The organism is Bacillus sp. ISL-4, from assembly GCF_018613275.1.
Lineage (GTDB): Bacteria > Bacillota > Bacilli > Bacillales > DSM-1321 > Peribacillus > Peribacillus simplex_E.
The window spans coordinates 39935-66335 of the sequence record NZ_JAGGQN010000014.1 but is presented as its reverse complement, the minus strand read 5'-3'; the positions used below and the strand labels follow the sequence as shown (position 1 = coordinate 66335).

The following is a 26401-nucleotide window of genomic DNA, read 5'->3' as shown; positions in this document are numbered from 1 at the left end:
ATGTTGACATTATTCATTTATAACTGGCAGGTGCGAAGTGAGTGGTTCAAATGGTGCAGGGCATTACCGAGTGAGGAACTGAAACGGCAGCGCACAGGAGGGATGGGCAATATACTGAAGACACTTGCCCATATTATCGATGTCGAATGCAGCTGGATCAAGGCCATGCAAGGGAAGCCTGATGTCGCGATCGATTTGGACGCTTATGATACGATCGAAAAAGTGGAAGATCTATCCATCCGTTATCATTCTGAGGTCATGGACTATTTGAATTCCCATTCCAGTGAAGATGAGCAAGGAATGATACAGCCATCATGGATGGAGGGGACATACGAAAAAGGCATGATACTGCGCCATCTGATAGCACACGAAATTCACCATATAGGCCAGCTGTCCATCTGGTCGAGGGGAATGGGCATTGAACCGGTATCCGCCAGTTTAATAGATCGGGCTTTATAGGCTTTATGCGTTAAAACTGGTAATGCAACTTGCATTACCAGTTTTTTATTTTGAAGGAATTCACAGGTTTTTTCAAAATGTTTCATTGAAGTATAGAGTCTAAGGAACTTATCTTTGATATCTATCCAGGCCAGATTTTTATTAATAGGGAACTTTCTCCCTAAGGATTCAATGGGGTTCGGTGATGATTATATACATAATTGAAGGTATAACGAGCTAAGGGCTCTGAATGGAAATGATTAAAAAGTACCATTTATTCAAAATTCGTAATATTACGGTAAATTTTGGCGCTTATTCGACAAAATCATGATATATTATTCTAGCATTTTACAAAAAAAGAAGGGTTGTGAAGTATGTCGTTCAAGATGCATGTTAATAAGATGCTCGCCCCAATTCTTGCTGTGAGTTTGGTTGCAGCCCCATTTACCGTACCGGGGGAGACATCTGCCAAAGAGTCTAATAAGAAACCTGTCACGACTGAACCATTTATCATTACAGCTCCTACTGTTAATTACACAAAAGGCACAAAAGCGACTGTAACGGTCACACCGAAAAAAGGCAACAAAGGAAATGAAACCGTTGTCTTCCAATTGATGAATGGGACGAAGGTCATTTCACAGTCAGCCATTGAGGCGGATATTAAATCGGCCCAAAAGTTCTCCGCGTACTTCAATTCGTACAAATCGGGTTATTGGGTCAAAGTATCGGTTGTCTCCAAGTATAACGGTAATACTAGTAACTTCGGCAACAGCCTGGCAGCCTCCGTTTCGGATGCACCATTTGAACTAAGGATTATGGAAACGACGGATATACACACTAATCTGGTGAGCTATGATTATTATAAGGATGCCGTATCGGATTCGGTCGGCTTTTCGCGCACGGCTTCTTTAATCAAACAGGCACGAAAAGAAGTGAAAAATAGCGTTTTAGTGGATAACGGCGACCTTATTCAAGGGACCCCGCTAGGTACGTACAAAGCGAAAATAGCGCCACTGAAAAAAGGTGAAGTACATCCCGTCTATAAAGCGATGAACTTGCTTGACTATGATGTGGCCACATTCGGCAATCATGAATTCAATTATGGTTTATCTTATTTGGATGAAGCCATCAACGATGCGAACTTCCCTTATGTCAATGCCAATGTTTATAAAAAAGATAAAGACAATAATCCAAAGAATGATAAAAATAAATACACTCCATATAAAATCGTCACGAAGAAAGTGAAGGACATCAATGGAAAAGAAAAATCAGTGAAAATAGGCTATATTGGATTTGCCCCACCGCAAATCATGGATTGGGATAAAGCGAATCTTGACGGTAAGGTCATTACAAAGGAAATCGTCACGACAGCGAATAAATATGTACCTGAAATGAAGAAAAAGGGCGCGGATGTCATCGTGGCGCTCACACATTCCGGGTTTAATGGCGACACCAAGAATACCGAAGATGTCATCTACTCATTAAGCAAGGTATCCGGCATCGATGCCATCACGTTCTCCCATACGCATAAGGTCTTTCCGGCACAGGATGAGGCTTCCTTAGACAGCCTATTCAAAGATGGCCAAGGAAAAATCCTTAAAGGCGTGGATAATAAAAAGGGTACCATCAATGGTGTACCAGCCGTTCAAGCAGGATATGGCGGCAGTAATCTCGGGATCATCGATCTTGATATCCAAAATATCAAGGGAAAATGGAAAGTCGTCAATTCAGATTCATCAACACGGGCAATCAACGACAAAATAACAGGAAAAAAAGCAGCTGAAGATGCGTCTGTCGTCAAAGCCGTGAAGAAGGATCACGAAGGAACGATCAAGTATGTTAACACGCCAATTGGAACGACTACAGCTCCAATTCATAGTTATTTCGCACTTGTGCAAGACGATCCTTCCGTACAGGTCGTGACGAGCGCACAGAAATGGTATGTAGAGAAATACATCCAAAGCAACCGCCCAGAATACAAAGACCTGCCCATTCTCTCTGTAGGAGCCCCTTTCAAAGCGGGTCGCAATGGAGTCGAGGAATTCACCGAAATCAAGGAAGGCGGACTGACCATTCGCAGCGCCGGTGATTTATATTTATACGATAATACCTTGAAGGCCATCAAGATCAAAGGGTCCGTGGTTAAAGAGTGGCTTGAGATGTCTGCAGGGAAATATAATACAATCGATCCGGCCAAGTCTGAGGAACAGGAGCTGCTTAATGGAAAGTTTGCCGTCTATAATTTTGATGTGATTGACGGCGTCACGTACCAAATCGATGTCACCAAGGCTCCGCGCTATGATGAAAAAGGGATAAAAGTGTCGGATTCCAGCAGGATTGCAGATTTGAAATATAATGGTGAACCAGTGGACCCGAATCAAGACTTCATCGTCGTGACGAATAATTACCGTGCTTCAGGCGGGGGGAACTTCCCGGGAGTCAAGGGCAGCGAATATGTAGTTGACTCTGCGGATGAAAATCGCCAAATCTTGATGGATTACATCACACAAGAGGGTGAGATCAATCCAACCGCTGATAATAACTGGTCCATCGCCCCGATTTCAGGCAAGGTGAACGTTACCTTCACCTCATCACCAAAAGGTGCGGAATATTTAAATGAAAACAGCGCGATTTCCTATACAGGCAAAAAGGATGATAAAGGCTTTGGCATTTACAAATTCAATTTGGGGAAAGAGAACGTCAAGGTGCAACTGCTCGGGATCAATGATCTTCACGGCCAGCTTGATACCACCTCCGATTTTGGCGGTATCAAACAAGGGCGTGCTGATTATTTAGCTGCGCACTTGAAGCAGCGTAAAGCTGAAAACCCTGAAAATACACTTTTACTTTCGGCAGGGGATGCTGTTGGGGCAAGTGCTCCCGTTTCATCATTGATCCAGGACAAACCAACGCTCCAGTTTTTGAATAATATGAAATTCGATGTCGGAACTGTCGGGAACCATGAGTTTGACAAGGGGGTAGAAACCCTGATGGCTCAAATCAATGGCGGAAAGTCGCCAACATCCGATGTGGTATTCGATAAATTGAACTTTCCATATGTAGTAGCCAATGTCGTATATAAAGACACGAAAAAAACGATTTTGGACCCTTACGTCATTAAAAAGGTCGGCGGGGTTGATATTGGGTTCATAGGCGTAGTCACGAATGCCACACCTCAAAAAGTAAGTCCGGATGGCATTAAGAATGTGGAATTCATAGAACAGGCATCTGCCGTAAATAAGGCGGTTAAAGAGTTGAAAGAAAAAGGCGTCAAATCGATTGTGATCATCTCACATGACCCAGGCACGGAAAAGGAAGGGGTCATCACAGGCGAAGTGGCTGATCTTGCTAATGCCGTGGATGATGAAGTAGATGTGATCTTAGCCGGAGATAATCATGCAAAAGTCAACAACTATGTAGATGATAAATTGATTGTACAAGCTTACTCTTATGGAACGGCTTTTGAAGATGTGGATTTGGAAATCGACCCAAACACAAAGGATATTGTCAAAAGGTCAGCTGAGATTGTTACGGTTACACAAGATGGCATCACGCCTGATGCCGGAACGACGAAATTCATTAACGACTACCTAGACATGTTCCCCGAGTTGAAGGCCCCGCTTGGGACAACGGATGAGAAAATTTTAAGAGCCAATGCCTATACACAGGAAACGGGCCTTGGGAATTTAATTGCCGATTCGATGAAGGCAGATTTGAATTCCGATTTTGCCTTCATGAACCCAGGTGGAATTCGTGCAGATATTCCAAAGGGGGAAGTCACTTTTTCCGATTTAGCGAAAATCCAACCATTCGGAAACGTATTGGTTAAGCTGGAACTGACTGGAGCTGAAGTGAAAACGCTGCTTCAACAGCAATGGGGCGTCGAAGGATCTCCGAAAACTTTGCAAATTTCTGGACTGAGCTATACAGCTGATTTCAGTAAACCTGTCACGGAACGTGTCACCTCATTGAAGAAAGCGGACGGAACACCGATCAAGGATACCGAAACATACACGGTGGCCGTCAATGATTTCATGGCTAGCGGCGGTGATAACTATACCGTCCTGAAAGGAAAAGCGCGTGTGTTTGGACATGCTGACCTGGAAGCATTCGTTAACTATGTGAAAGAAACCTTTAAAGGCGGGAAGATCACGGCAGAAATTGAAGGCAGAATTACGAATATCAATAAATTAATTGAGGTTACCCGTGAATTTAGCGGGTTTACTCGTGAAAGTTGAGCATTTACTCGTGAGTTTAGCGGGTTTACTCGTGAGAATTGAGCATTTACTCGTGAGTTTAGCGGGTTTACTCGTAAATTGAACATTTACTCGTGAAACTCTAAAGAGAGCGCCCCTTAATACAAGGGGCGCTTCTTTATGTGATTAATTGTTTCTGAAAATGGAAAAGTTCAATCCTAATGCGAAGGTGACCCATGCTATATAGGGAATCATCGCTAAACCGGATGCACGGTCTATTCTATAAAACTCGAATGCCGTTAAAGTAATCAGGGTCAGCAGTGCAGCCATTTCAATAAAGGCTGTTCCGCGCAATCCCCATTTGAAGAATAAAAAAGACCATAAGAAATTCAACCCTAGTTGAGTATCATAGAGCCGTTCAGCGGACTTCGATTTTTTTTCTTTGGATGCAATGCGATATTTCGCTATTCCCATAATCGTATAAAGGCTTGTCCAAGCAACGGGGAAAGTCCAGGAAGGAGGCGCAAATGCAGGCTTCTTGAGTTCATCATAAATTTCTTTTGAATTCCTTGTGGCGAATATACCCACAAGTGAACCTCCGACCACAGGTACCAATAAACTTTTAGCGAATTTTCCGTAGTTCATAATGAATTCACTTCTTTCTTCATAACTTGGATGTTCTTATACCTTTACCTATTCATATGAAAATAAAACATGCCCTTTAATGACCAAGTGTAACTTTCCTCCAGATTATACGTCGGTACTATTAAGAAAAGGGGGAATACCGATGAACCGTAAAACAATGATGCTTATGTTCTGTTTGTTACTTTTACTTGCTGGATGTAGCAGTAATGAAAAAGATGATTCAGCATCTAAAGCACAGGATGAAACGGCGGACAGTAAAACGGACGCTTCAATTTCCGGGGATAAGGTGCAGGAAGAAGCAGCGGAAAAGGAAGGGATGACGGATGAAAGAAAGGTCATCCATCAAGCACAGCTTGAGTTGAAGGTGAAGAACCTTGAAAAAGCACAAATGAAGATTGAGTATAAGGTGGCTGAATATGGCGGATATGTGGTCGAGTCCAATGTATACAGGGAAGATGAAGAACTGGTGGAAGGAATGATCACTGTTCGGGTCCCTGAAGCCCATTTTCAGGATTTTCTGGCCGATAGCGAGGGCCAGGCTTCAGAAGTGGTCGGAAGGAATGTGACAGGACAGGATGTAACGGAGCAATATGTAGATCTAAAAGCAAGATTGAAATCAAAGAGGGCAGTAGAGGAAAGATTACTTGCATTCATGAAGGATGCTGAGAAGACGGAAGATTTACTGAAAATATCATCCGATCTTGCCGTGGTGCAAGAAGAAATAGAACAGCTGACCGGGCAAATGAAGTATCTTGAAAACCAAACCTCATATTCGACGGTTACCATCACGTTATCACAGGACCGGATAGTTGTGCCGGGCATTGATAATAAGGAATTGAATACATGGGAGAGAACGAAGAAACAACTTGCAACGAGTGCGAATCTATTACTTAAAGCGGGTTCAGGAATCATTGTTTTCATAATAGGAAACTTGCCTATTCTCATTATTTTAGGCGGGGCTGGTGCGGTGGCTTATTGGGTGATCAAAAGAAGGGGTAAAAGGTGAAAGGCAGAAATAGAGGGTGCCAATTAGATTGGGCACCCTCTGACATTTATCTATTCCGTTTATGCAAGCCAGTCACATAATACAGGGCTACCAACAGTAAGATCCAAATCGGACCAACGATTAGAGCGATTCTTGTATCTGCTGAAAAACCGAGTACTACCATTACGAATACTAAAAAGGCTAAAGTGAAATAAGAAGTGAATGGGAAAAGCGGCATTTTGTATGACAAGCCTTGCTTTTCTCCCTGACTCATTTTCCGTCTAGACATGATCTGTGTGACAAGTATGGTTCCCCATGTCCAGAGGGCACCGAATGTAGCGACACTTGTGACGTACGTGAAAACTTTATCGGCTTCCATGTAGTTAAGGTAAACACCGAAAAGAAGCACGACAGCCGAAACGATGATGGCAACGCCAGGAACGCCTGACTTTGTAGTACGTTCGAAACTTTTTGGTGATTCACCTTGCTGCGCTAGGTTGAATAACATTCTTCCTGTACTGAAGATCCCGCTGTTGCAAGATGAAAGGGCTGCTGTCAGTACGACAAACTGAATGATTCCTGCTGCGCCTGGTATACCGATTTTATCAAACATCATAACGAATGGGCTGTTTTCTCCATTCATTTCATCCCATGGGGTGATCGATAAAATGACTGTCAGAGCTAAAACGTAAAAAAGTAAAATCCGATAAAAAACGGTATCGATGGCTCTTTTTAAAGATTTTTCAGGATTTTTAACTTCACCTGCGGTTACTCCAAGCATTTCAATTCCCAAATAGGCGAACATGACCATTTGGAAAGAGAGGATGAAACCGGAAATCCCATTAGGTAAAAACCCTCCATGTTCAACAAGGTTACCGAATCCGACCGCGATTCCGCCGTTCCCAAGTCCGAAAATGATCATTCCGAAGCCAAGGACAATCATAAGGATGATCGTAATGATTTTCACTAAGGCGAACCAAAACTCCAATTCACCATATGCTTTTACGGCAAGAAAGTTAACCGTCGTCATGATGGCAAGTGCGGCTAACGCCCAAGCCCATTGCGGGGTGTCAGGGAACCAAAATTGCATATAGATTCCGACTGCCGTAATTTCAGCCATACAGGTGGCAATCCAAACGAACCAGTAATTCCATCCAGTTATGTATCCGGCAAGAGGACCGACAAATTCGCTTGCATAGCGACTGAAAGAGCCTGCGACAGGATTTTTAATCGCCATTTCCCCTAGTGCACGCATGATAAGATAGATCATAAGCCCGCCAATGGCGTAGGAAATGATGATGGCTGGGCCGGCTAATTTAATCGCAGATGCCGAGCCGAGAAATAAACCGACTCCAATGGCTGCGCCAAGAGACATTAATGCGATATGTCTTTCTTCCAAACCTCTATGCAGTTGAGATTCTTTGGAGTTTTGCATAATTTTCCCCTTTTCTATGTTGGAGTTTAATTTTCTCTATCTAGCATTTTATCACTAGTAGAGGAGAATACATATAATTTATTGATTTTTCACATAATATTACAACTAAATAATATATTTTAATAGGAAGAATGTAAAGTAAAAAATGAAAACGCTTACTACAAAGTGATTCAATCTGTTTTCCTCGTATATATAATCTTTCAAAAACTATTAGAATGCTATTCAAATAAAATGTAATTATGTGATTTTTCTAAAAATTTAGACTTTATAAGAGGAAAGAGCAGCCCTAAAAAACAGGACAGCTCTTTCCTCTTACTTCCAGATGGCTGAGGGCCCATTCCAGATGATCAATGAAAGGGTTGCGATTATGCTTATATTTATTATAAATGATTTCATTTCGATTACGTTCAAAAGTATCTACTGGGTCCTGTTCGTTCCATTCCAGCAGGCCCGCTACCTTTCCATGATAAGGATTGGTGCAGCTGTTCACTTGATTATTAGTTCTAAATCAATTTCACCACTTTCACCGTAACGAACGGCCATATAAAACAGCATTCGGACAATTTCACTGTTCATTCAATTCACGAACCTACGCTACGTTAACTCGCTCTACGTTCGAACTGAAAATTTTCATTTTTATCATGATCAAAATGAAAGCTAGCCATGCAAACGCAATTCCGCTCCAGATGAGTTGATGTATTCCCAAGTGAGAAATAAACCAACCACCAATAGACGCCCCTAAAGTAATTCCAAGATTTGAAAATGAGACAAACAAGCTGTTGCCGAATTCAGGTGCTTCGTTCGCTTCAGTTGTCAACCATGTTTGACTGACAATTAGACCACCAGAATGCACTATTCCCCAAATGAAAACTATTAGAATCATCGGAATTAAATAAGAGCCCAAATAATAAGCGAATAAATAAATTACTATATATAGAAGGGGAAACATTATAACGGTCCTAGTTATGCTTTTTTGCAAAAATCCACCAAACAAAAAATTCCCAAAAATCATGATTAGACCAAAGGCCATCAACATTACACTAATCAAAGAACCATTCATATGTGTTAATTGTCCAAGATATTCGGCAAAGTAGCTGTATACAGAGAACATTGCTGCAAAGATAAACATAACGGCTGCGATGTTTAACCATAATCCCGGTTTACGTAATATACCAAGCTGCTTTCCATAAGACATTTTTTCCTCATTAGGCATGGAAGGAAGCCATAATAATATTCCTACAAAAGCAATCGCATTTACAACAGCCCCAAATAGGAAAGCAGTTTCTAACGAAAACTTTTCCGCGAAATAAGAAGTTAAAGGTACACCAAATGCAAACCCGAAAGTAATTCCCGCAAAAACCTTTGTAACTGCTTGTTTACTTTTTTCCGGAGGAACAAGTTTGGCTGCAGTCACAAGGGCTATCGAAAAAAAAACCGGATGAAAAATAGCGGGTAGAATACGGAAAGCTAGCATGATATCAAATTTCGTTGTACATGCATAAATAATATTTGAAATCGTGAACATAAATACTGAGGTTAGTAGAATTACTTTACGATTAATTCCAGAAGCAAGTAAGGTCAAGAATGGACCTGAAATGGCAACAATTAAAGCAAATATACTTACAAGTAAACCTGCTTGTGAAGCTGTTATATTAAATTTTTGAGTTATCTGGGGTAGGACCCCCACAATACCCATTTCAGTTGTAATAATGCCGAATACGCCTAAAGCCAACATAATAATAAGCAAAGGGTTAACTTTTTTCATTAATTTAAATCTCCATTCCTATTGTATATTTCTTAATTTATATACAGATTAAAATCATTTATAAAAATACATATCTGTATATCTAGATATGTAAAAACAAAAAAAGAATGACCTCCTTACGTTTATTTTATAGTTCTTTTTGAATGTACTCGGAAAATTCATGTATTGTTTTTTCATTCCGACGATAATAAGTCCACTTTCCGATTCGCTCAGATTCCAATAGACCAGCTTTTTGCATGGTTAACAAATAACTAGAGATGACAGATTGTGCAAGCCCCGATTTAGCCTGAATATCTCCCACACATACACCAACTTGAAAATTTAGACCTTGTTGAAAATAAGGCTTTTCATTAAAGAACTTCTCTGGATTTTTTAGCCATAGCAAAATTTGACGACGTGTATCGTTTGACAAAGCTTTATAGATTAATGTAGGTTCCATATAAATCATTATATCTATTTTTATAGATTTGTAAATGTAAAATTTACCGTCCCTTCGATATTCCTGTATGATCATCGATGATTTCGTGCAGGGTGTTCTTTTGCGGAGACCCTGATTTTCCGCCGACAGAGTCATAGTAGGAGTCAACCCTCGGTTCTGGAGAATCACCCACTGAATCCATGACTGATGCATCTTTTAAGCCGGAATAGGAGAAGTATGCGAACAGAGTTCCGGTTATGGTGACTTTTTTTCTTTTAGTGAAGGATTAAACCCAAATTCAGAGCGAAGGGATGGGGGGAATCTGAGCATGAAGGACAGCATAAATCTTGGTTTATGTATTGTGAACATGTCATTCCTCCATAAATCGATTCATTCCATTTCCATAGAAATCGGTATGTACGGTTATACTTATGGATAAAAGTCTCTTTTTCCTTGTTAATTGTCAAAAATGAGCGATTACAGCTATTACAAAATAGCGGAATTTAGGGGAATAGCCCGGGAAATATCGAAGGCTGTTATGGAAATGAAAATGATACGAAAAACCGTCAGTATTCGACTTACTGTTTCAGTATGTAGATCCTAAAAAAAACTGTAGACAAACTCGATCTTCATCGAGTTTGTCTACAGTTTTAACCAACAGCATGCTACTGACGGTTTTTTTTACTCTGTTTTATAAGAAGACTTTGAATGAAACTCAATAACAATGATCCAATTAAAGCTCCCCAAAAAGAATTTATTACAAAGCCACTGACTGCATAGGAAGTGATTTGGAATGTGAAGGCATTGATAATGAAAGAAAACAACCCGAACGTCAGGATGGTGATCGGCAATGTGATAAGTAGGAGAATGGGTCTAACCAGCAAGTTCATGATCGATAATATAAAAACCGCCAGCAAGGCTGTTCCGTAAGATTTAATCGTGATGGAGTCGAGAAGCCAGTCAATAACGAGCAATACCAGCCCGTTGATAAGAAAACGCATTATTATGTTCATGAATAACTCCTCCTGAAGACACTTTACTACAAGTCATTATACTAAAATTTCATGAATTTCAGTTATATGTTTGCAGAATTGTCACAAAAAAAAGAGGAATACGATATGTATTCCCTAGAATCGAAAGGACCTTTTTACTTTAAAAAAAGTCCAGTTGATTTCAGAAATCCGCTCCCTTTCCGCCGACTGTCTGCCAAGCCTCCTCGGCGCAAGCGCCTGTGGGGTCTCGGCTAGCCAGTTATTCGGCAGGAGTGTCGCAAATTTCTTCAATCCAATATGGTTTCTTCCGATATAAACCATGAAGGATGAACCAGTCTTGTTTTAAAAACACGGTTCGGCTACAGTCTTTACATTTAAAAAGGTCCAGTTGATTTCAGAAATCCGCTCCCTTTCCGCCGAAAGAACCCCCATTTGTCTACAAAACGGACCCATTAGGTTCTATTTAGTTGTTGGCAATGATTCTTTCGAATTCACTTAATTCCAATGAGTTTTTCAATTTTGGGTTGGTGTTTAAGGAAAGCAAGGCACTTTCGATGAGAAAGATTCGCGGTTCAGCGTTTTGTAATAATTCTTCTTGGATAAAGTGAATCAATTTTAAGTTTTTGACTCGTTCCGCTTCATCATCTTGGCATAGCCTCAAGATCATCTTTTTTAGGCCATTTGCAGAGTGCAGGAGTGCTGTATGAAAATCCTGCTGTGTATGGAAGCACTCAGGCAGCCATTGCTTGATGAGATCGGGTTCCAAAAGTTGTGCTTTTGAGGTGCTGACATCTTCGAAAATCGATTTAATCCTATCGACACAATAACGGATAATTTCAGTAGGGTTGAAATCGGGCTCTTTAGCCAAGGCATTAAAATGAATCGTTTGATGCATCATCCCCGAGTAGAGAATGGCACAGTCCAAAATATAAGGTTTTTTAGCAGCACCGAAAATGTCCAGAAACCGTTTTGATAGCCAATGGATATGCTGGAATTTAGCATGTGTTATGAAGTTCTTAAGTTCGGTATCATTCGAAATCATTACTTCTTCATATAAGGAAAAGATTTTATTGTTTTTGTTGGAGTGCATTTGTAATTCGGATTGTTTGATGAATATTTCAATATCTGCAAGGTTTTGCCCAATCAGCAATTCATTCCGCTCTTTTTCGAATTTTTCTTGGGAAGTCAGGAAAACTGCCTTAAGCAATTCGCTTTTAGAAGAAAAATAGTTATAAAATGTTCCTTTTGAAATGCCGCTATAATCTAAAATATCCTGAATGGAAGTGGCTTGATAACCCTTTTCAATAAATAATTGGTGTGCATATTTAACTACCAGTTGTTTGCGCTCATTCATATATATCACCCTTACTCTTATTGGACGGTCATTTTAACGTAATAGTATCTTATTTTCTATACGAACACAAACCAGTATGTTTACAATTTCTCCAGCAAAATAAGGGTGAAGGCCTTTTGTTTCAGTCCGTTTATGAATAGTTCTGCTGAAGATAAGGTTCACAAAAGCAATGAAAAATTCAGTTTCCACGCCTCCTTCTATTCGTCATGTAAATAAAGCCTGATGAAGTGAACAAAGTCACAGGAGATCACTTCGGTTTGTTATAAGATAAATAGAAGGAAATAGGTAAAGTAGCGCAAAGTATCCATGAATATTCGTTATCATTCTCGATTACTACGCCATTGGTAGGGGAAATGATAAAATCACTTGTCATGAAGGATTATTGGTTATAAGGGTCGTATACCATTATTAGGAATTGTATAATGACTATAAGTTGTTCCGTCAACGTTTATACATTTTGGATTCTCCATTATTATGGTTGGGGGTGAAGTCATATCATCAACGAAAAAAAATAAATGAATTGATTATTATATTAAAATTATTATAAATAAGTATTGATTTTTTTCTGAGAAGCTTTATCATTATATACATAAATATTAATGAAAAGGTGGTTCAATTATGTCGAATAAGAAAAACCTTACTACAAGCTGGGGAGCACCAGTAGGAGATAATCAAAACTCGATTACTGCCGGCGAACGCGGCCCGGTACTCATTCAAGATGTACACTTATTGGAGAAACTAGCCCACTTCAACCGTGAACGTGTGCCTGAACGTGTAGTTCATGCGAAGGGTGCCGGTGCATTCGGAACTTTCGAAGTAACGAACGACCTTTCTCAGTACACGAAAGCTAAACTTTTCAATGGTGTGGGCAAGAAGACAGATCTTTTTATCCGTTTCTCCACAGTTGCAGGTGAATTGGGTTCTGCTGATACAGTCCGTGACCCGCGTGGATTTGCTGTTAAATTCTACACGGAAGAAGGAAACTACGATATCGTCGGTAATAATACGCCTGTATTCTTTATTCGCGATGCGATTAAATTCCCCGACTTCATCCATACACAAAAAAGAGATCCTAGAACGCATTTAAAAAACCCTACGGCTGTTTGGGATTTCTGGTCACATTCACCGGAATCTCTGCACCAAGTGACGATCCTGATGTCCGATCGGGGCATTCCTGCTACACTTCGTCATACACATGGTTTCGGAAGCCACACATTTAAATGGGTGAATGCTGAAGGAAAAGGCGTTTGGGTGAAATACCACTTCAAAACAGAACAGGGCATCAAAAACCTTGATGTCGATCTAGCTGCAAAATTAGCAGGTGAAAACCCTGATTACCATACGGAAGATCTTTTCAATGCCATTGAAAAAGGGGACTTCCCTGCATGGAAATTATATGTTCAGATCATGCCTTTGGAAGATGCGGATACATACCGTTTCGATCCATTCGATGTGACGAAGGTATGGTCTCAAAAAGATTATCCGCTGATTGAGCTTGGTCGTATGGTATTGAACAGAAATCCTGAAAACTACTTTGCTGAAGTAGAGCAAGCCACGTTCTCACCAGGAACATTCGTACCGGGAATTGAAGCTTCCCCAGACAAGATGCTTCAAGGGCGCCTATTCGCGTATGGAGATGCACACCGTTACCGTGTGGGCTCGAATCATAACCAGCTTCCGGTGAACCGTCCGAAAGTGGAAGCGAACAACTATCAGCGTGATGGCTTCATGCGTGCAGATGACAATGGCAAGGGATCTGTTTATTATGAGCCGAATAGTTTTGGCGGCCCTGCCGAATCAACGGAAGATAAGGTCACTCCTTTCGAGGTGACTGGGCAAGCTGCACAAGTCGGTCATAATAGTGATGATCACTACACTCAAGCAGGTGACTTATACCGTCTATTGAGTGCCGAAGAGAAAATTCGCCTTGTTGACACGATCGTGGGCGCAATGAAACCTGTGGAATTGGAAGAAATCAAGCTTCGTCAAATCGGTCATTTTTACAAAGCAGATCCAGAATACGGAACGCGCATAGCCGAAGGTTTAGGTTTGCCCGTACCGCAAGAAGCGTAAAATATGGGACTCCCAATCTATTAAATGAAAACAGGCATCCATTCATGAATGGGTGCCTGTTTTGTTTGTTTATGGGGGACTCCGTTATATAAATGACACCCGACAAGTTCGGTAAGAATATATGTTTGTAAGGAATTCATGCTTGTCAGATTAATTGGGGGCAATTTACTTAAATTATCGGTAAAGGGTGGAATTAATGACTAGTAAAAAGAATCGGGTGTTAGTAGGCAGTCCAATTTACCAGAAACCGGATATTTTACAAAAGTTTCTGCTCTCACTTAAAAAGTTGGATGTGGAGGGACTGGAGCTTGACTTTTTCTTCATTGATGACAATGAAGATGAGCGATCAAGCAAAATGCTCGAGGATTTCAGTCAGGAGCGGAACAATGTCAAAATACTGGCATCCAATCAAAGCGATGTATATGTGTGTAATGGCATTACTCACTACTGGAATGAAAATCTGGTATGGAAGGTCGCTGATTTCAAAAATATGATGATCGAACACGCGATTAAGGAAGACTATGATTATTTATTTCTAATCGACTCGGACCTCCTGCTATACCCTCTGACCATCAAGCAGCTTATTTCTGCCAAAAAGGATATAATCTCTAATATTTTCTGGACAAAATGGCAGCCTGATGCCGAAGAACGGCCTCAAGTATGGTTATACGATGAATACACCCAATGGGAGATAACACGAGGTCAGGAGTTGGCGGATTCGGAAATCACCACACGTTATCAGTCGTACATCCGACAGATGAGAACACCTGGTGTTCATAAAGTTGGGGGCCTGGGTGCCTGTACACTCATCAGCCAAAAAGCGTTGAAAGCAGGTGTGAATTTTAAAATGATCGAGAATCTATCATTTTGGGGTGAAGACCGGCATTTTTGCATCCGTGCCGCAGCTTTAGGGTTTTCCATGTACGTTGATACCCACTTGCCCGCTTATCATATATACAGGGATTCCGACTTGGACGGTGCGATGGAATTCCTTGATCGGACGGATAAGCGGGAAGCTACAGGGGCATCCCGTCCCAAATTAACGCTGAGCATGGTCATCAAAAATGAAAGTGACCGTTATCTAAGGAAGGTTTTAGAGGAAATTCGTGATTATATTGATGAAGCCGTGATTATTGATGATGGCAGCATGGACGATTCCGCAGAGGTTTGTTTAGAGGTATTGAAGGGGATGCCGGTGCGTATCATCAGGAATGATGTCTCCAAGTTCTCCAATGAAATAGAACTTCGTAAACAGCAATGGTCGGAGACGGTGAAGTCAAATCCCGAGTGGATTTTAAATCTTGACGCTGATGAAATGTTTGAAAAAAAATTCAAAGAGGTAGTCAGGCAGCTGATAAGTGATCAAGAAGTGGATCTATATTGCTTCCGGTTATATGACTTTTGGAATGAAACCCATTACAGGGAGGATGAACGCTGGTGCGCACACAGGTATTACCGGCCGTTCCTGGTCAGGTATCGGGAGGGGGTTGAATGCAAATGGAACGATAGGCCGCAGCATTGTGGGAGATTTGCAGAGAATGTCTTCGAATTGCCTCACAAGTTATCCGACATTCGCTTAAAGCATCTGGGCTGGGCCAAAGAAGAAGATCGGATGGCGAAATTCAAAAGATATCAGGAATTAGACCCTGAGGGTAAGTATGGAAGTACTGAGCAATATGTAAGCATTCTGGATGATGCCCCCAATTTGGTCCGTTTTGAGGAGTGACTTTCCTATGGGGGAGGGGGCGTTGCGTTGGCAATAATTAAATCGAATCAGCATACATTTGGTTAAGAGGAGGTGCAGTATGGACGTTTTTGTGCGGCAAAATGATTCCTTGTGGTATTATAGCCAATTATTCAAGGTGAATTACCAACTTATCATTGATTCCAATAGTGGGATTGATCCACTTGCACTTATGATTGGCCAACAAATCAAAATTCCCGGCTTTACGACGACCGGTAATAATATTAAACAAGGTGATTCGTTATGGGCAATTGCCAGGTCACGTCATCTTTCATTGGATGCCCTATTTTTGGTTAATCCCAATCTCAATCCGAATGCCCTGCAAGTTGGTCAGACAATTTCTGTGCCATTAAGGATTACGTGGAGGCTAATTCAAGGAAACCGGGAATATGATTATGAGACGATGATGACCGATGTAAGACGTTTGAAAACCATCTATCCATTTATTAAAACCTCCCCGATCGGAGACTCAGTGCTTGAAAGGGATATCCCTGAAGTGCTGATTGGAAATGGTAACAAACGAGTTCACTATAATGGATCCTTTCATGCGAATGAATGGATAACGACGCCTGTGATCATGACCTTTTTAAATGATTATTTACTCGCAATCACGAATCAAGCTGACATCCGCGGTCTATCTCTGTTTCCCTTTTATCAACAAACGATGCTGTCGATCGTCCCAATGGTGAATCCGGACGGAGTGGATTTGGTACTTAAAGGCCCGCCTGCAGATGAGTCATTGAGACGACGGCTCGTGGAATGGAATAATGGAAGCGAAGACTTCTCTGGCTGGAAGGCAAATATTAACGGGGTGGATCTGAATGATCAATTTCCCGCCAAATGGGAACTGGAAAAAGAACGCAATAATGTAACGGAGCCAGGTCCGGCAAATTATTCCGGGGAAGGGCCGCTTACACAGCCAGAGGCCATTGCAATGTCAGAGTTGACAAGAAAACGTGATTTTGGCAAAGTCCTTGCGTTCCATACCCAAGGAGAGGTCATTTATTGGGGGTTTGAAGGTTTGGAACCGCCCGAGTCGGAAACGATAGTCAATGAGTTTGCGAGGGTCAGTGGATATGAGCCTGTCAAATCCGCCAATAGTTATGCAGGGTATAAGGATTGGTTCATTCAGGATTGACGCAGGCCGGGGTTTACCGTGGAGCTGGGCAAAGGAACGAATCCCCTCCCTATATCACAGTTCGATGAGATTTATCAGAAGTCGCTTGGGATTTTCTTGGCAGGGTTATATATGTGAATTTTGACCAAATGAAAAAGCTCAACTCCGTTACCATGGGGAAGAGCTTTTTAGTCTTATAAACTATTAGACTTGAAACGTTCAGGGCTGCTGCAAAAAATAAGTAAAGTCATGCTTTACTTATCGATTGCATGATTGACACGCTTTTTAGCCTGTAATTAACGGACATTCTCCATGTCCCAGTAATATGCAGCCCTTACCAAAAGGAATTCTAATAGTTTTACGGTAAGAAGTTTGACTTCCTTAACGCTAGTATTGGCCCCACCTACGCCAAATACTGTGACGGCCACGCATGCCATCCAACCTAATTTCATTATAATAGAAAGCGCTTACATTTTCAAAAGTAATCGTAATGCAAATTTCGACATTCGCATAAGTGTCCCTTACCAGTAGGATGAGAATGGGCGTATTACTGATAAGGGTACTATAAGATTCAGGTTAATCTGCAATGAACTCCTGCAGCTTTTTTGTTAGTCCGCCACTGCCAAATTTAATGAACTTTGTCTTTCCGGCTTCTTGTGCCGGGGGAGCAGCAAACTCCAAAAAGGCTAAAAGGTTGATCCTTCGGTAAAGTATATGGTCAATGCCATATTGATAGAACCAGTTATCGATTGCATTGTAAACCCCTCTATTCAGGGCAAATTGCTGCCGGCACCATTCGAAGAATAATCTGTCAGGCAGATTGATGTACTTCATATCCTCAAGGCGGCCATTTTTCTTCTCATTCAAAATAGGGAAAATGGGCCTTACGAATTCCTTTTGCATAGTGTATTTCCTCCCTTATTGATAAAAACGAAAAGGCTCCCTACTCATGTTGAATAGGGAGCCTCCAGTGAACTGGTCAGCTTATATATTTTCATCTAGCATAAATCTTATTATTCCTACTTGTCAAGTGTGTATTTAGAAAGCTTAAATGAAATACGTTTGTTTAATGTTTTTGGTGCAATTCAAATGAAAATACGAATAAATATTTATGTTTATTCATTTATAGTTCGTATATAATGATTTTGAGGATATGGAGGAGGAGAGACTGAATGTATAAATCGAAAAAGATTTTATTATTGGGCTCGGGTGAATTGGGGAAAGAGGTCATAATTGAAGCACAGAGACTTGGTGTGGAGACCGTTGCTGTAGATCGCTATGAACATGCCCCTGCCATGCAAGTCGCTCATCGCAGTTATGTGATCGATATGCTGGATGCGGAACAACTAAGGGGAATTGTGGAAAAAGAACAACCCGATTTGATTGTACCAGAAATCGAAGCCATCGCTACATCTGAATTAATAAAATTGGAAGAGGAAGGCTTTCATGTCATTCCGACGGCAAGAGCGGCTAAATTGACTATGGATCGTGAAGGAATCAGGAGGTTGGCTTCTGAAACCCTGGAGATTCCGACAGCAGCCTACAAATTCGCCGATACATATGAAGAATTTGTTCAAGCTGCCAAGGAAGTTGGATTTCCCAATGTCGTAAAACCGTTGATGAGTTCCTCAGGTAAAGGGCAAAGTGTGTGCCGCACGGAAGGTGACCTGGAGGATTGCTGGAGGATCGCGATGGAAGGCGGCCGGGTTCAAAATGGACGGGTGATCATTGAAGAATTTATCCGTTTTGATTCGGAAATCACGCTGCTTACTGTCCGGGCCATAAATGGTACCATGTTTTGTGCCCCAATCGGTCACATTCAGCAGGGCGGGGATTATATTGAATCCTGGCAGCCGCATAATATGACAGAAGCGCAAATCACGGAAGCGAAAAGAATTGCCCATGCCATTACGGATGAACTTGGAGGGTACGGATTATTCGGGGTTGAGCTTTTCCTTTCAGGGGATAAAGTCTATTTCAGTGAAGTTTCCCCACGTCCGCATGATACGGGGCTAGTGACTTTAGTGACTCAGAATTTGTCGGAGTTTGCCCTGCATATTCGGGCGATTCTAGGATTTCCCATCCCGGAAATCAAACTGATCAGCCCAGGTGCCAGCCGTCCATTAAAAGCGCAGGATGAGTTATCGGAATATTCTATAGTCGGTGTTGAACAGGCTTTGGCTTTACCTAATACACAAGTGCGTCTTTTCGGAAAACCTGTTACAAAGGCAGGTAGAAGGGTTGCAGTCGCCCTGTCGACTGCCGATTCAATCGAGTTGGCGAGAGTGAATGCGGCCCGTGCTTTGGAATGTTTAGTTGTAGAGAAGTGATCGTGCAAAAAGCCCTTTGAATGGAGAGCTTCAGTTTGTCGACAAAGGGGGGCGGAAAGGGATCGGATTTCTTTAATGTCAACTGAAACGTTGATTTCCACTCCAGGCACTCGCTTTCGGCCCTAAAGAAAAACTGTAGGCTGGTCTCATCCCGAACTGTTTAAGGATACCATGGTTTTTTATTGTTTTATAAAACTCCTATTAAATTGAAGAAATTTGTGACACTTCTGGCGAATAGCTAGCTAGCCGAGACTCCAAACGCGCTTGCTTTGATGAGGCTTGGCAGACAGCCGGCGGAAAGGGAGAGGATTTCTGGAAAAACTGTAGGGATAGATTTGTCTGCAGTCTGACTCTGAAGCATCCTGATAGGGTGCTTTATTTTCTTTTCTCGATTAATTTTTTAACAATTTCAAATTCCTGACAAATCGCCCTGATTTGAAGAAGTTGAATGAAAGATCACTTACCCACGCTGGTGTTAACTCCGCTAAACCTTGTAACATGCCCCACTACTGGTGATTTTCCTCCAACAACCAACATCCCTCATAAAAGTGGCATGCCATTCCGTAACAGGTCTCCTTTACCTTGTCTTAACAATTATCCTGCTGCATTTTTACATTGCCTTGACATTGAGTTCATCTTCTTCACCTATAGTTAAATTAAATAGAAAACATTAAAGGGAGGCTATTCATTTGAATCGCACATGGAGTAAAAAGGTATTGCCCATCACACTGGCTTCTGCATTAGCATTTGGAGGTTTATCATGGTCCGCTGCGGATCGTGTTTCGGCAAAGGATAAGACAAAAAAAGAACCGGAAATCAAGAACGTAATTTTCCTGATCGGTGATGGCATGGGTGTTTCCTATACCTCCGCTTACCGGTATTTAAAAGATAATCCTGGTACGAAGGTGGCAGAACGGACAGAGTTTGATAAATACTTGGTTGGCCAGCAGATGACCTACCCAGAAGACTCTGCACAAAATATAACGGATTCAGCTTCAGCCGCAACGGCAATGTCTTCCGGAGTGAAGACTTATAACGCTGCGATTGCAGTGGATAACGATAAATCTGAAGTCAAAACCGTATTGGAAGCAGCAAAGGAAAAAGGAAAAGCGACGGGATTGGTTGCCACTTCAGAAATCACTCATGCTACACCTGCATCTTTTGGCGCCCATGATGAAAATCGGAAAAACATGAATTCAATCGCAGACGATTATTATAATGACTTAATCAAGGGCAAACATAAAATTGACGTCCTATTGGGCGGTGGGAAGTCCAATTTTGTCCGGCCTGATGTCAATTTGGCGAAAGCCTTTGAAAAAGACGGTTACAGTTATGTGACTGATAAAAATCAAATGCTTAAGGACAAAAATGAACAGGTCCTTGGTTTATTCGCTTCTGAAGGACTACCGAAAATGATTGACCGCCCAAGTGAAACGCCTTCTTTGTCAGACATGACAAGTTCGGCGATCCAGCGCTTGAATAAAGACAAAGATGGATTCTTCCTTATGGTCGAGGGAAGCCAGGTCGATTGGGCCGGACATGATAATGATATCGTAGGTGCAATGAGTGAAATGGAAGACTTTGAAAAAGCATACAAAGCGGCCATTGAATTTGCGAAGAAAGACAAACATACCTTAGTGGTGGCTACTGCGGATCACTCTACAGGAGGATTCTCGATCGGGGCAAAAGGAATATATAACTGGTATGGTGAACCGATCAAGGCAGCCAAACGCACCCCTGACTTCATGGCGGATGCCATCGTCAAAGGGGCCGATGTTGAAAAGACGTTAAAGCAATATATTAATCAAAATGAAGTGAAGCTAACTGACGGTGAAATCAAAACGGTAACAGAAGCTGCCAAATCAAAAAATGTGACGAACGTCGATAATGCCATCGAAGCCATATTCGATAATCGGACCAATACTGCATGGACTACCGGGGGACATACAGGTGAAGATGTTCCGGTCTACGCATATGGACCATATAAAGAACGGTTTGCAGGACAGGTCGATAACACGGATCATGCCAAAATCATCTTTGATCTATTAAAGAAGTAAAAAGACTTCAGGGAGGGATTCAATGAACAGACTGATGATTGGTGCCCTGTTATTAACGGCATTTGGTGCTCTTAATACCCAACCAGCTTACAAAGAAGAAACGACAGCTAAAGAAAAAACAGAGGAAATTGCACGGCCACTGGTAAAAAAGGATGTCTATGTTCCGAATCCACAGCTTCCTGATGATATAAAATTGAACCAGATCGGTCAGAACGTTTCCGATGCAAAAGGCGAATTAACTTTGAAGGCCTATAAAAAAGTGAATGAAACAGTGAATGTTGGCCCGATCGAGGTTAAGGTCAAAGAAATGAAAGTGATGCATGCCACTCCGGATTACAGCATGATTGATTTCTTCCACGGCTATACGCATGATGAAGATTTCGATATTGTAAAAATGAACGTGGAAATCAAAAACAATACGGATAAAAAAATCAAGTTTTCCCCAGTTGCTTTCCTTGAAACGGACAGTGGAGAACATCTGACATGGGAAGATGATATCTACTTAGAAGAACTTGCTGGTGAAATAGAAGGAAACGGTTCAAAAAGCGGAAACATTGGTTTCATTCTAAATGATGGAAACATAAAGGGCATATCCGTCATGACAAGTGATGCGGTGGATGAAGAAGGGGAAGTCCTTGCAAAAGGCAAGTCAGCTGAATTCGCTTTTTAAAGAATATGTATAAATGGCTTGGAAAAATAAAATACTAGAACAAGTGATGGAGATTACTATCACTGAACGGAATATCCAAATCCTAATGATGAGGTGACACAGAATGAGCTATAAAGATCAATTAGATCCACATTCTCAAAAGTTTCACCATAATTGGACAAGACCTAAGCGTTCAAAATCTCAAGTTAATGGCCACACGCAAGAATCACAAACAAACATTATACTAAGAAGCAATGCAAAGGCTCACAGGTGGTAAAGGATATTTCCGACAAAGAAGGAGGCTCCCAGCGAGTCTTCTTCTTTATATTTAATCCAAAATCATCTAAACCGATCAAGGCATACATGGCTTTTCACTCATAATTATGATACCATTTACCTTTAAGATTGAAGTGATGAGCTTGGCGTGAAACTGGAGTTTCGATTCCAATTGAAAGTTTCACTTTATACAAATAGAGGACGTGAATTGTAATGATTAAAATTGAAATCCCTGCAGCGGATATAAGCATCAAACAAAGAAAGCAAGTTATAGAAGGGGACGAAGCTGTCATTCCTGAAATTTACGGGTTTATCGATTTTCATTTGATTCCCCGTGATAAAGGCGGCATCATCTTGTTTTACAATGAGAACGATGAACTGATTTTTGTCGGTAAAGCCCGTAAATTAAGACCAAGGGTCAAGAAGCATTTCGAGGATAATGTTTCTCCGATTAAAGAGCATCGTAATGAAGTCAAGAAAATTGACATTCTTTTAGTCGAAGACGCTATGGAACGTGAAATCTATGAAACGTACATGATCAATAAGCTTCATGCTAAATACAATGTCGACAAAGTGTTTTATAAATAAGAAGTACCTATGAAAAGCTGACTGCATATGCACTCAGCTTTTTTATGTGCAAACTTCAGTTTACATATGTCCAAAAATAATTCCGTACATTTACAGCTGCTACATGCCAGGTTAACAATGTTGGTTTATATTTAGAGTATTCCAATACATTCTCAGGAGGAAGCTATTGAAGAAAATACTTTGTAAAAAGGTGTTAGTTATCTCGATTGGGACAGTGATTGCTTTTGGGAATTTAACGTGGTCCGTGTCACAAGCTTCTAAACTGGCGAAACAGAGAGAAATTGAAACTTTTGAACAAAAGACAGTAAAATCTTCAGGGTGGGAAATGGCGGAATAAGCATAGTGACCAATAATTTTTTTCTCGATTTGCAACAAAGAAAAAGAAAAATGTATTGGAAAATGAAACGCTGTTGATGATCAGCAGCTTGTCAAAAGTACATTAATTGATAAAACTCAATGGAGGTTCATTACACATGATGTTATGTGTGATTGGGCTTCCATTTAATTTTTGTTTTAATTTCATGAAGAATGTCAGCACCTTTCATTTATCCGTGATTCCCCTGCAGGCAGTATTGAAGCAATCGTGATTAAATTTGTCAGGAAAAGTATTCGGGGGTAATTTCGAAAAAAACTTGCAAATAGTAATGATTACGTTTTATTATTAAAGGGTGTTTTTACATGAGTGATAGCTTTGGTATTTAAATCGTAATGATTTTGATTTATGCGAAGGTATCAGGTAAAGGAGTGGGAAGCGATGGAGAAGAAGAAAATTCCGGTTACGGTATTGAGTGGATACCTTGGTGCGGGAAAGACGACGCTTTTGAATCATATTCTTGAAAATCGGAATGATCTGAAGGTTGCCGTCATCGTTAATGATATGAGTGAAATCAATATTGATGCTTCTCTGGTTAAACAGGGAGGGTTTACCCGGACGGATGAAAAACTGGTGGAAATGCAGAATGGCTGCATTTGCTGTACGCTTCGTGAGGATTTAATGATTGAAGTGGAGAAATTGGCGAAGCAAGGGGACATTGATTACATCGTGATTGAATCGACTGGGATAAGCGAACCGGTACCTGTAGCCCAAACCTTCTCCTATGTTGATGAAAGCATGGGAATTGATTTAGCGGAATATTGCCGGCTTGATACGATGGTCACCGTTGTTGATGGGTATAACTTTTGGCAAGACTTCACTTCCGGAGAAACACTTATTGACAGGATGCAGGCAACTGATGCTGCGGATGGCAGGGAAGTGGTCGATCTATTAATAGATCAGATAGAGTTCGCCAATGTCATCCTGTTGAATAAAATCGATTTAATTGATGCTGAAGCCGTTGAGGAATTGAAAGCGGTTCTTCAAAAAATGAATGCGGATGCGAGGATCATCGAAACAAACCATTCCAAAGTGCCGCTAAAGGATGTATTGAATACCCTTTTATTTGATTTTGAAGAGGCGAGCCAAGGAGCTGGCTGGATAAAGGAATTGAATGAAGAGCATATTCCGGAGACCCTGGAGTACGGGATTTCTTCCTTCGTTTATAGAAGGAAAATACCCTTTCATCCCGAGAGGCTAATGGAGTGGTTAGAAAACTGGCCCGTACAAGTGGTGAGGGCAAAGGGCTTCCTTTGGCTGGCATCGAGAAATGACACGGCAGGCTTGCTATCGCAGGCAGGACCGTCATTAACTTTACAAGCAGCCGGTAAATGGATTGCAGCATACCCTGAGGAAGAACAGCGCCGAATTTTAAAGGAAGCGCCTGAATTATTGGAACGGTGGAATGCAGTATACGGTGACAGGATGACGGAGCTGGTGATGATTGGCATTCAAATGAATCAACAGGAAATCGAAACTGAATTAGATCAATGCTTATTGACGGAAATCGAGTTGCAGCAGGATTGGTCTCTGTATGAAGATCGATTGCCTGCATTTACGGAAATCGTTCATTAAAAAACTTTAGGAGGAAACAAAAATGAGAGTAAACATTACTTTAGCATGCACAGAAACAGGGGACCGAAATTATATCACGACGAAAAACAAGCGGAATAACCCGGACAGGATCGAATTGAAAAAGTACTGCCCGCGATTAAAGAAACACACGCTACACCGTGAAACGAAGTAATTTTGAGGTTTAAATCGTAATGATTATGTTTTATTAAAGAGATGGATGTAAAAGGCGGGAAGTTCATGTTGGAATGGATCATTATTGGCGGAGACATTCAAGTATGACGATGGCTGCATTGTACGGAATTCATTTCATGCCATATTTACGTTCTCCATCCATACAATTGGTGAACATGCTCCCGATATCGAGGAATATATCGGGAGCAAGACAGACAGCGGAACGAATTGTGAATAGTTTATAGAATCTATAAAAAAAAGATCTTTAAAAAGGAGAATATAAATGGCGAAAAAATCCAAGGTGATAAAAGCGGAAAAACAGCTTGCAATGGTCGAAAAGTATGCACAACTTAGAAAGGAATTGAAGGAGAAAGAGGATTATGCCGCATTGGCCAAACTCCCGCGTGATTCCTCGCCGACAAGGGTCCACAATCGTTGTGGAGTAACGGGGAGGCCCCGTGGATATATGCGCAAATTCAACATGTCACGTATCGTTTTTAGGGAGCTTGCCCATAAAGGGCAGCTGCCGGGTGTCAAAAAGTCAAGCTGGTGAAGCGGGGAGGTGAAAGGTGATTTAATAGTCTTTCTTTCATTCACTTTTTATGGAAATCATTCATCAGAAAAGGAGCCTAAGTTAAACAAGGTTACTGGTAAATAAAGGGTTTTTACCTGTAGATTTTGTTGAACATTGACGAAGCGGCTTGTAGAGTGAACGTTAAAAAAGCAGAAGTCTCTAAGACTCTGCTTTTTACCTTTGGAAAAATTCAATCCACTCTTTTTCCGGGCCATATACGTAGAAATAGCGATAGCCATTTGGAAGGGTGACTATCTCTTCATCAATCAGCTCAGTGTTATCCAAGCTTTTGATCCGGGCATATTCTTCTTCGATATCATCCACGGTAATGGCAAAATGGTGGATCGTTGCTTCGGATGGCAGTGTGTCGCTATATCCCTGAATCAATTCTATTTCTGTTTCTTCCGACTCTTCGTAACCTAGGAATGCCAGTTCGATTACCCCATTAGTATGAGTCATGCGTGCTTTTAATTTTAAATCCAGCACATCTTGATAAAAGGCGATGGATTTTTCAAGATCTTTTACAACGACGCCAATGTGATCGACCCTTTTCATAGCCAAGAAATTTTCCTCCTTCATTATATCCAGATGCAAAATGCTAATATTAGTATATATAAGATTATTCGGAATTAAATTACACTTTTAT

The 26401-nt window shown here is 41.1% G+C and carries 26 protein-coding genes and 2 pseudogenes; 16 read left to right on the top strand and 12 right to left on the bottom strand.

The features are described 5' to 3' along the window. Positions 1-459, top strand: a complete 459-nt coding sequence (locus J7J00_RS12890; protein WP_214791130.1) for a DinB family protein — start codon at positions 1-3, stop codon at positions 457-459. A gap of 353 nt (positions 460-812) precedes the next feature. After that, complete coding sequence (locus J7J00_RS12885) at positions 813-4676, top strand: bifunctional 2',3'-cyclic-nucleotide 2'-phosphodiesterase/3'-nucleotidase (protein ID WP_286201323.1); 3864 nt, start codon at positions 813-815, stop codon at positions 4674-4676. A gap of 144 nt (positions 4677-4820) precedes the next feature. Here the strand turns inward: J7J00_RS12885 and J7J00_RS12880 are convergent, their stop codons facing one another. Continuing rightward, positions 4821-5279, bottom strand: a complete 459-nt coding sequence (locus tag J7J00_RS12880; protein WP_098371413.1) for a TspO/MBR family protein — start codon at positions 5277-5279, stop codon at positions 4821-4823. 142 nt (positions 5280-5421) lie between these two features. Between J7J00_RS12880 and J7J00_RS12875 the strand changes: the two genes are divergently transcribed. Continuing rightward, positions 5422-6285, top strand: coding sequence for a DUF4349 domain-containing protein (locus tag J7J00_RS12875; protein ID WP_214791129.1), 864 nt, complete (start codon positions 5422-5424; stop codon positions 6283-6285). 46 nt (positions 6286-6331) lie between these two features. Here the strand turns inward: J7J00_RS12875 and J7J00_RS12870 are convergent, their stop codons facing one another. From J7J00_RS12870 to J7J00_RS12835, 8 genes and pseudogenes are all read right to left on the bottom strand, one after another. Next, positions 6332-7699, bottom strand: a complete 1368-nt coding sequence (locus J7J00_RS12870; protein ID WP_214791128.1) for an amino acid permease — start codon at positions 7697-7699, stop codon at positions 6332-6334. 286 nt (positions 7700-7985) lie between these two features. Continuing rightward, a pseudogene (locus J7J00_RS12865) lies at positions 7986-8263 on the bottom strand (endonuclease); the annotation flags it as partial. Between the two features lie 25 nt (positions 8264-8288). Beyond that, complete coding sequence (locus J7J00_RS12860) at positions 8289-9464, bottom strand: MFS transporter (protein WP_214791127.1); 1176 nt, start codon at positions 9462-9464, stop codon at positions 8289-8291. A 127-nt stretch (positions 9465-9591) separates the two neighbouring features. Continuing rightward, positions 9592-9903 carry an ArsR/SmtB family transcription factor gene (locus J7J00_RS12855; protein WP_214791124.1) on the bottom strand — a complete coding sequence of 104 codons (312 nt, stop codon included), beginning with the start codon at positions 9901-9903 and terminating at the stop codon, positions 9592-9594. A gap of 43 nt (positions 9904-9946) precedes the next feature. Beyond that, entirely contained in the window at positions 9947-10084 is a 138-nt protein-coding gene (locus J7J00_RS12850; RefSeq protein WP_214791122.1) for a hypothetical protein, read from the bottom strand. A 463-nt stretch (positions 10085-10547) separates the two neighbouring features. Further along, positions 10548-10895 (bottom strand): phage holin family protein, encoded by a 348-nt coding sequence (locus tag J7J00_RS12845; RefSeq protein WP_214791120.1) that lies wholly within the window; start codon positions 10893-10895, stop codon positions 10548-10550. A 114-nt stretch (positions 10896-11009) separates the two neighbouring features. Further along, positions 11010-11195: a hypothetical protein gene (locus tag J7J00_RS12840; RefSeq protein WP_214791117.1), complete on the bottom strand. Its 186-nt coding sequence runs from the start codon at positions 11193-11195 to the stop codon at positions 11010-11012. A gap of 142 nt (positions 11196-11337) precedes the next feature. Continuing rightward, the gene (locus J7J00_RS12835) at positions 11338-12228 is read right to left on the bottom strand and encodes a TetR/AcrR family transcriptional regulator (RefSeq protein WP_214791115.1); all 891 of its coding nucleotides are present in this window, start codon (positions 12226-12228) and stop codon (positions 11338-11340) included. A 618-nt stretch (positions 12229-12846) separates the two neighbouring features. Here J7J00_RS12835 and katA point away from each other — a divergent pair. From katA to J7J00_RS12820, 3 genes and pseudogenes are all read left to right on the top strand, one after another. Next, a complete protein-coding gene (katA, locus tag J7J00_RS12830; RefSeq protein ID WP_214791114.1) occupies positions 12847-14301 on the top strand; it encodes a catalase KatA in 1455 nt (484 codons plus the stop codon). Positions 14302-14497: 196 nt separating this feature from the next. Next, the gene (locus tag J7J00_RS12825) at positions 14498-16027 is read left to right on the top strand and encodes a glycosyltransferase (RefSeq protein ID WP_214791112.1); all 1530 of its coding nucleotides are present in this window, start codon (positions 14498-14500) and stop codon (positions 16025-16027) included. Between the two features lie 79 nt (positions 16028-16106). Then, positions 16107-17300 (top strand): annotated as a pseudogene (locus tag J7J00_RS12820) (M14 family metallopeptidase). A 158-nt stretch (positions 17301-17458) separates the two neighbouring features. Here the strand turns inward: J7J00_RS12820 and J7J00_RS12815 are convergent. Next, positions 17459-17614 (bottom strand): hypothetical protein, encoded by a 156-nt coding sequence (locus tag J7J00_RS12815; protein WP_214791489.1) that lies wholly within the window; start codon positions 17612-17614, stop codon positions 17459-17461. Positions 17615-17738: 124 nt separating this feature from the next. Beyond that, entirely contained in the window at positions 17739-18065 is a 327-nt protein-coding gene (locus J7J00_RS12810; RefSeq protein ID WP_286201322.1) for a hypothetical protein, read from the bottom strand. Between the two features lie 269 nt (positions 18066-18334). Here J7J00_RS12810 and purT point away from each other — a divergent pair, with 269 nt between their 5' ends. The 10 genes from purT to rpsN all read left to right on the top strand — a co-directional run bounded on the left by purT (position 18335) and on the right by rpsN (position 25734). Then, entirely contained in the window at positions 18335-19492 is a 1158-nt protein-coding gene (purT, locus tag J7J00_RS12805; RefSeq protein ID WP_214791110.1) for a phosphoribosylglycinamide formyltransferase 2, read from the top strand. 689 nt (positions 19493-20181) lie between these two features. Continuing rightward, on the top strand, positions 20182-21549 hold the full coding sequence (locus tag J7J00_RS12800) for an alkaline phosphatase (protein ID WP_214791108.1): 1368 nt from the start codon (positions 20182-20184) through the stop codon (positions 21547-21549). Between the two features lie 22 nt (positions 21550-21571). Continuing rightward, the gene (locus J7J00_RS12795) at positions 21572-22219 is read left to right on the top strand and encodes a DUF4352 domain-containing protein (RefSeq protein WP_214791106.1); all 648 of its coding nucleotides are present in this window, start codon (positions 21572-21574) and stop codon (positions 22217-22219) included. 103 nt (positions 22220-22322) lie between these two features. Further along, on the top strand, positions 22323-22475 hold the full coding sequence (locus J7J00_RS12790; protein ID WP_072272311.1) for a YpzG family protein: 153 nt from the start codon (positions 22323-22325) through the stop codon (positions 22473-22475). A gap of 206 nt (positions 22476-22681) precedes the next feature. Next, on the top strand, positions 22682-23062 hold the full coding sequence (locus tag J7J00_RS12785) for a nucleotide excision repair endonuclease (RefSeq protein ID WP_170946990.1): 381 nt from the start codon (positions 22682-22684) through the stop codon (positions 23060-23062). Positions 23063-23228: 166 nt separating this feature from the next. Then, on the top strand, positions 23229-23399 hold the full coding sequence (locus tag J7J00_RS12780) for a hypothetical protein (RefSeq protein ID WP_181762212.1): 171 nt from the start codon (positions 23229-23231) through the stop codon (positions 23397-23399). A gap of 417 nt (positions 23400-23816) precedes the next feature. Then, complete coding sequence (locus J7J00_RS12775) at positions 23817-25010, top strand: GTP-binding protein (protein WP_214791104.1); 1194 nt, start codon at positions 23817-23819, stop codon at positions 25008-25010. Positions 25011-25032: 22 nt separating this feature from the next. Beyond that, on the top strand, positions 25033-25182 hold the full coding sequence (gene rpmG / locus J7J00_RS12770) for a 50S ribosomal protein L33 (protein WP_053348792.1): 150 nt from the start codon (positions 25033-25035) through the stop codon (positions 25180-25182). 84 nt (positions 25183-25266) lie between these two features. Then, the gene (locus tag J7J00_RS12765) at positions 25267-25419 is read left to right on the top strand and encodes a hypothetical protein (RefSeq protein WP_214791102.1); all 153 of its coding nucleotides are present in this window, start codon (positions 25267-25269) and stop codon (positions 25417-25419) included. 45 nt (positions 25420-25464) lie between these two features. Further along, entirely contained in the window at positions 25465-25734 is a 270-nt protein-coding gene (rpsN, locus tag J7J00_RS12760; protein WP_214791100.1) for a 30S ribosomal protein S14, read from the top strand. 195 nt (positions 25735-25929) lie between these two features. On the opposite strand, the gene J7J00_RS12755 is transcribed toward rpsN, so the two are convergent. Then, positions 25930-26310 (bottom strand): VOC family protein, encoded by a 381-nt coding sequence (locus J7J00_RS12755; RefSeq protein ID WP_214791443.1) that lies wholly within the window; start codon positions 26308-26310, stop codon positions 25930-25932. Between the last annotated feature and the right edge of the window lie 91 nt (positions 26311-26401).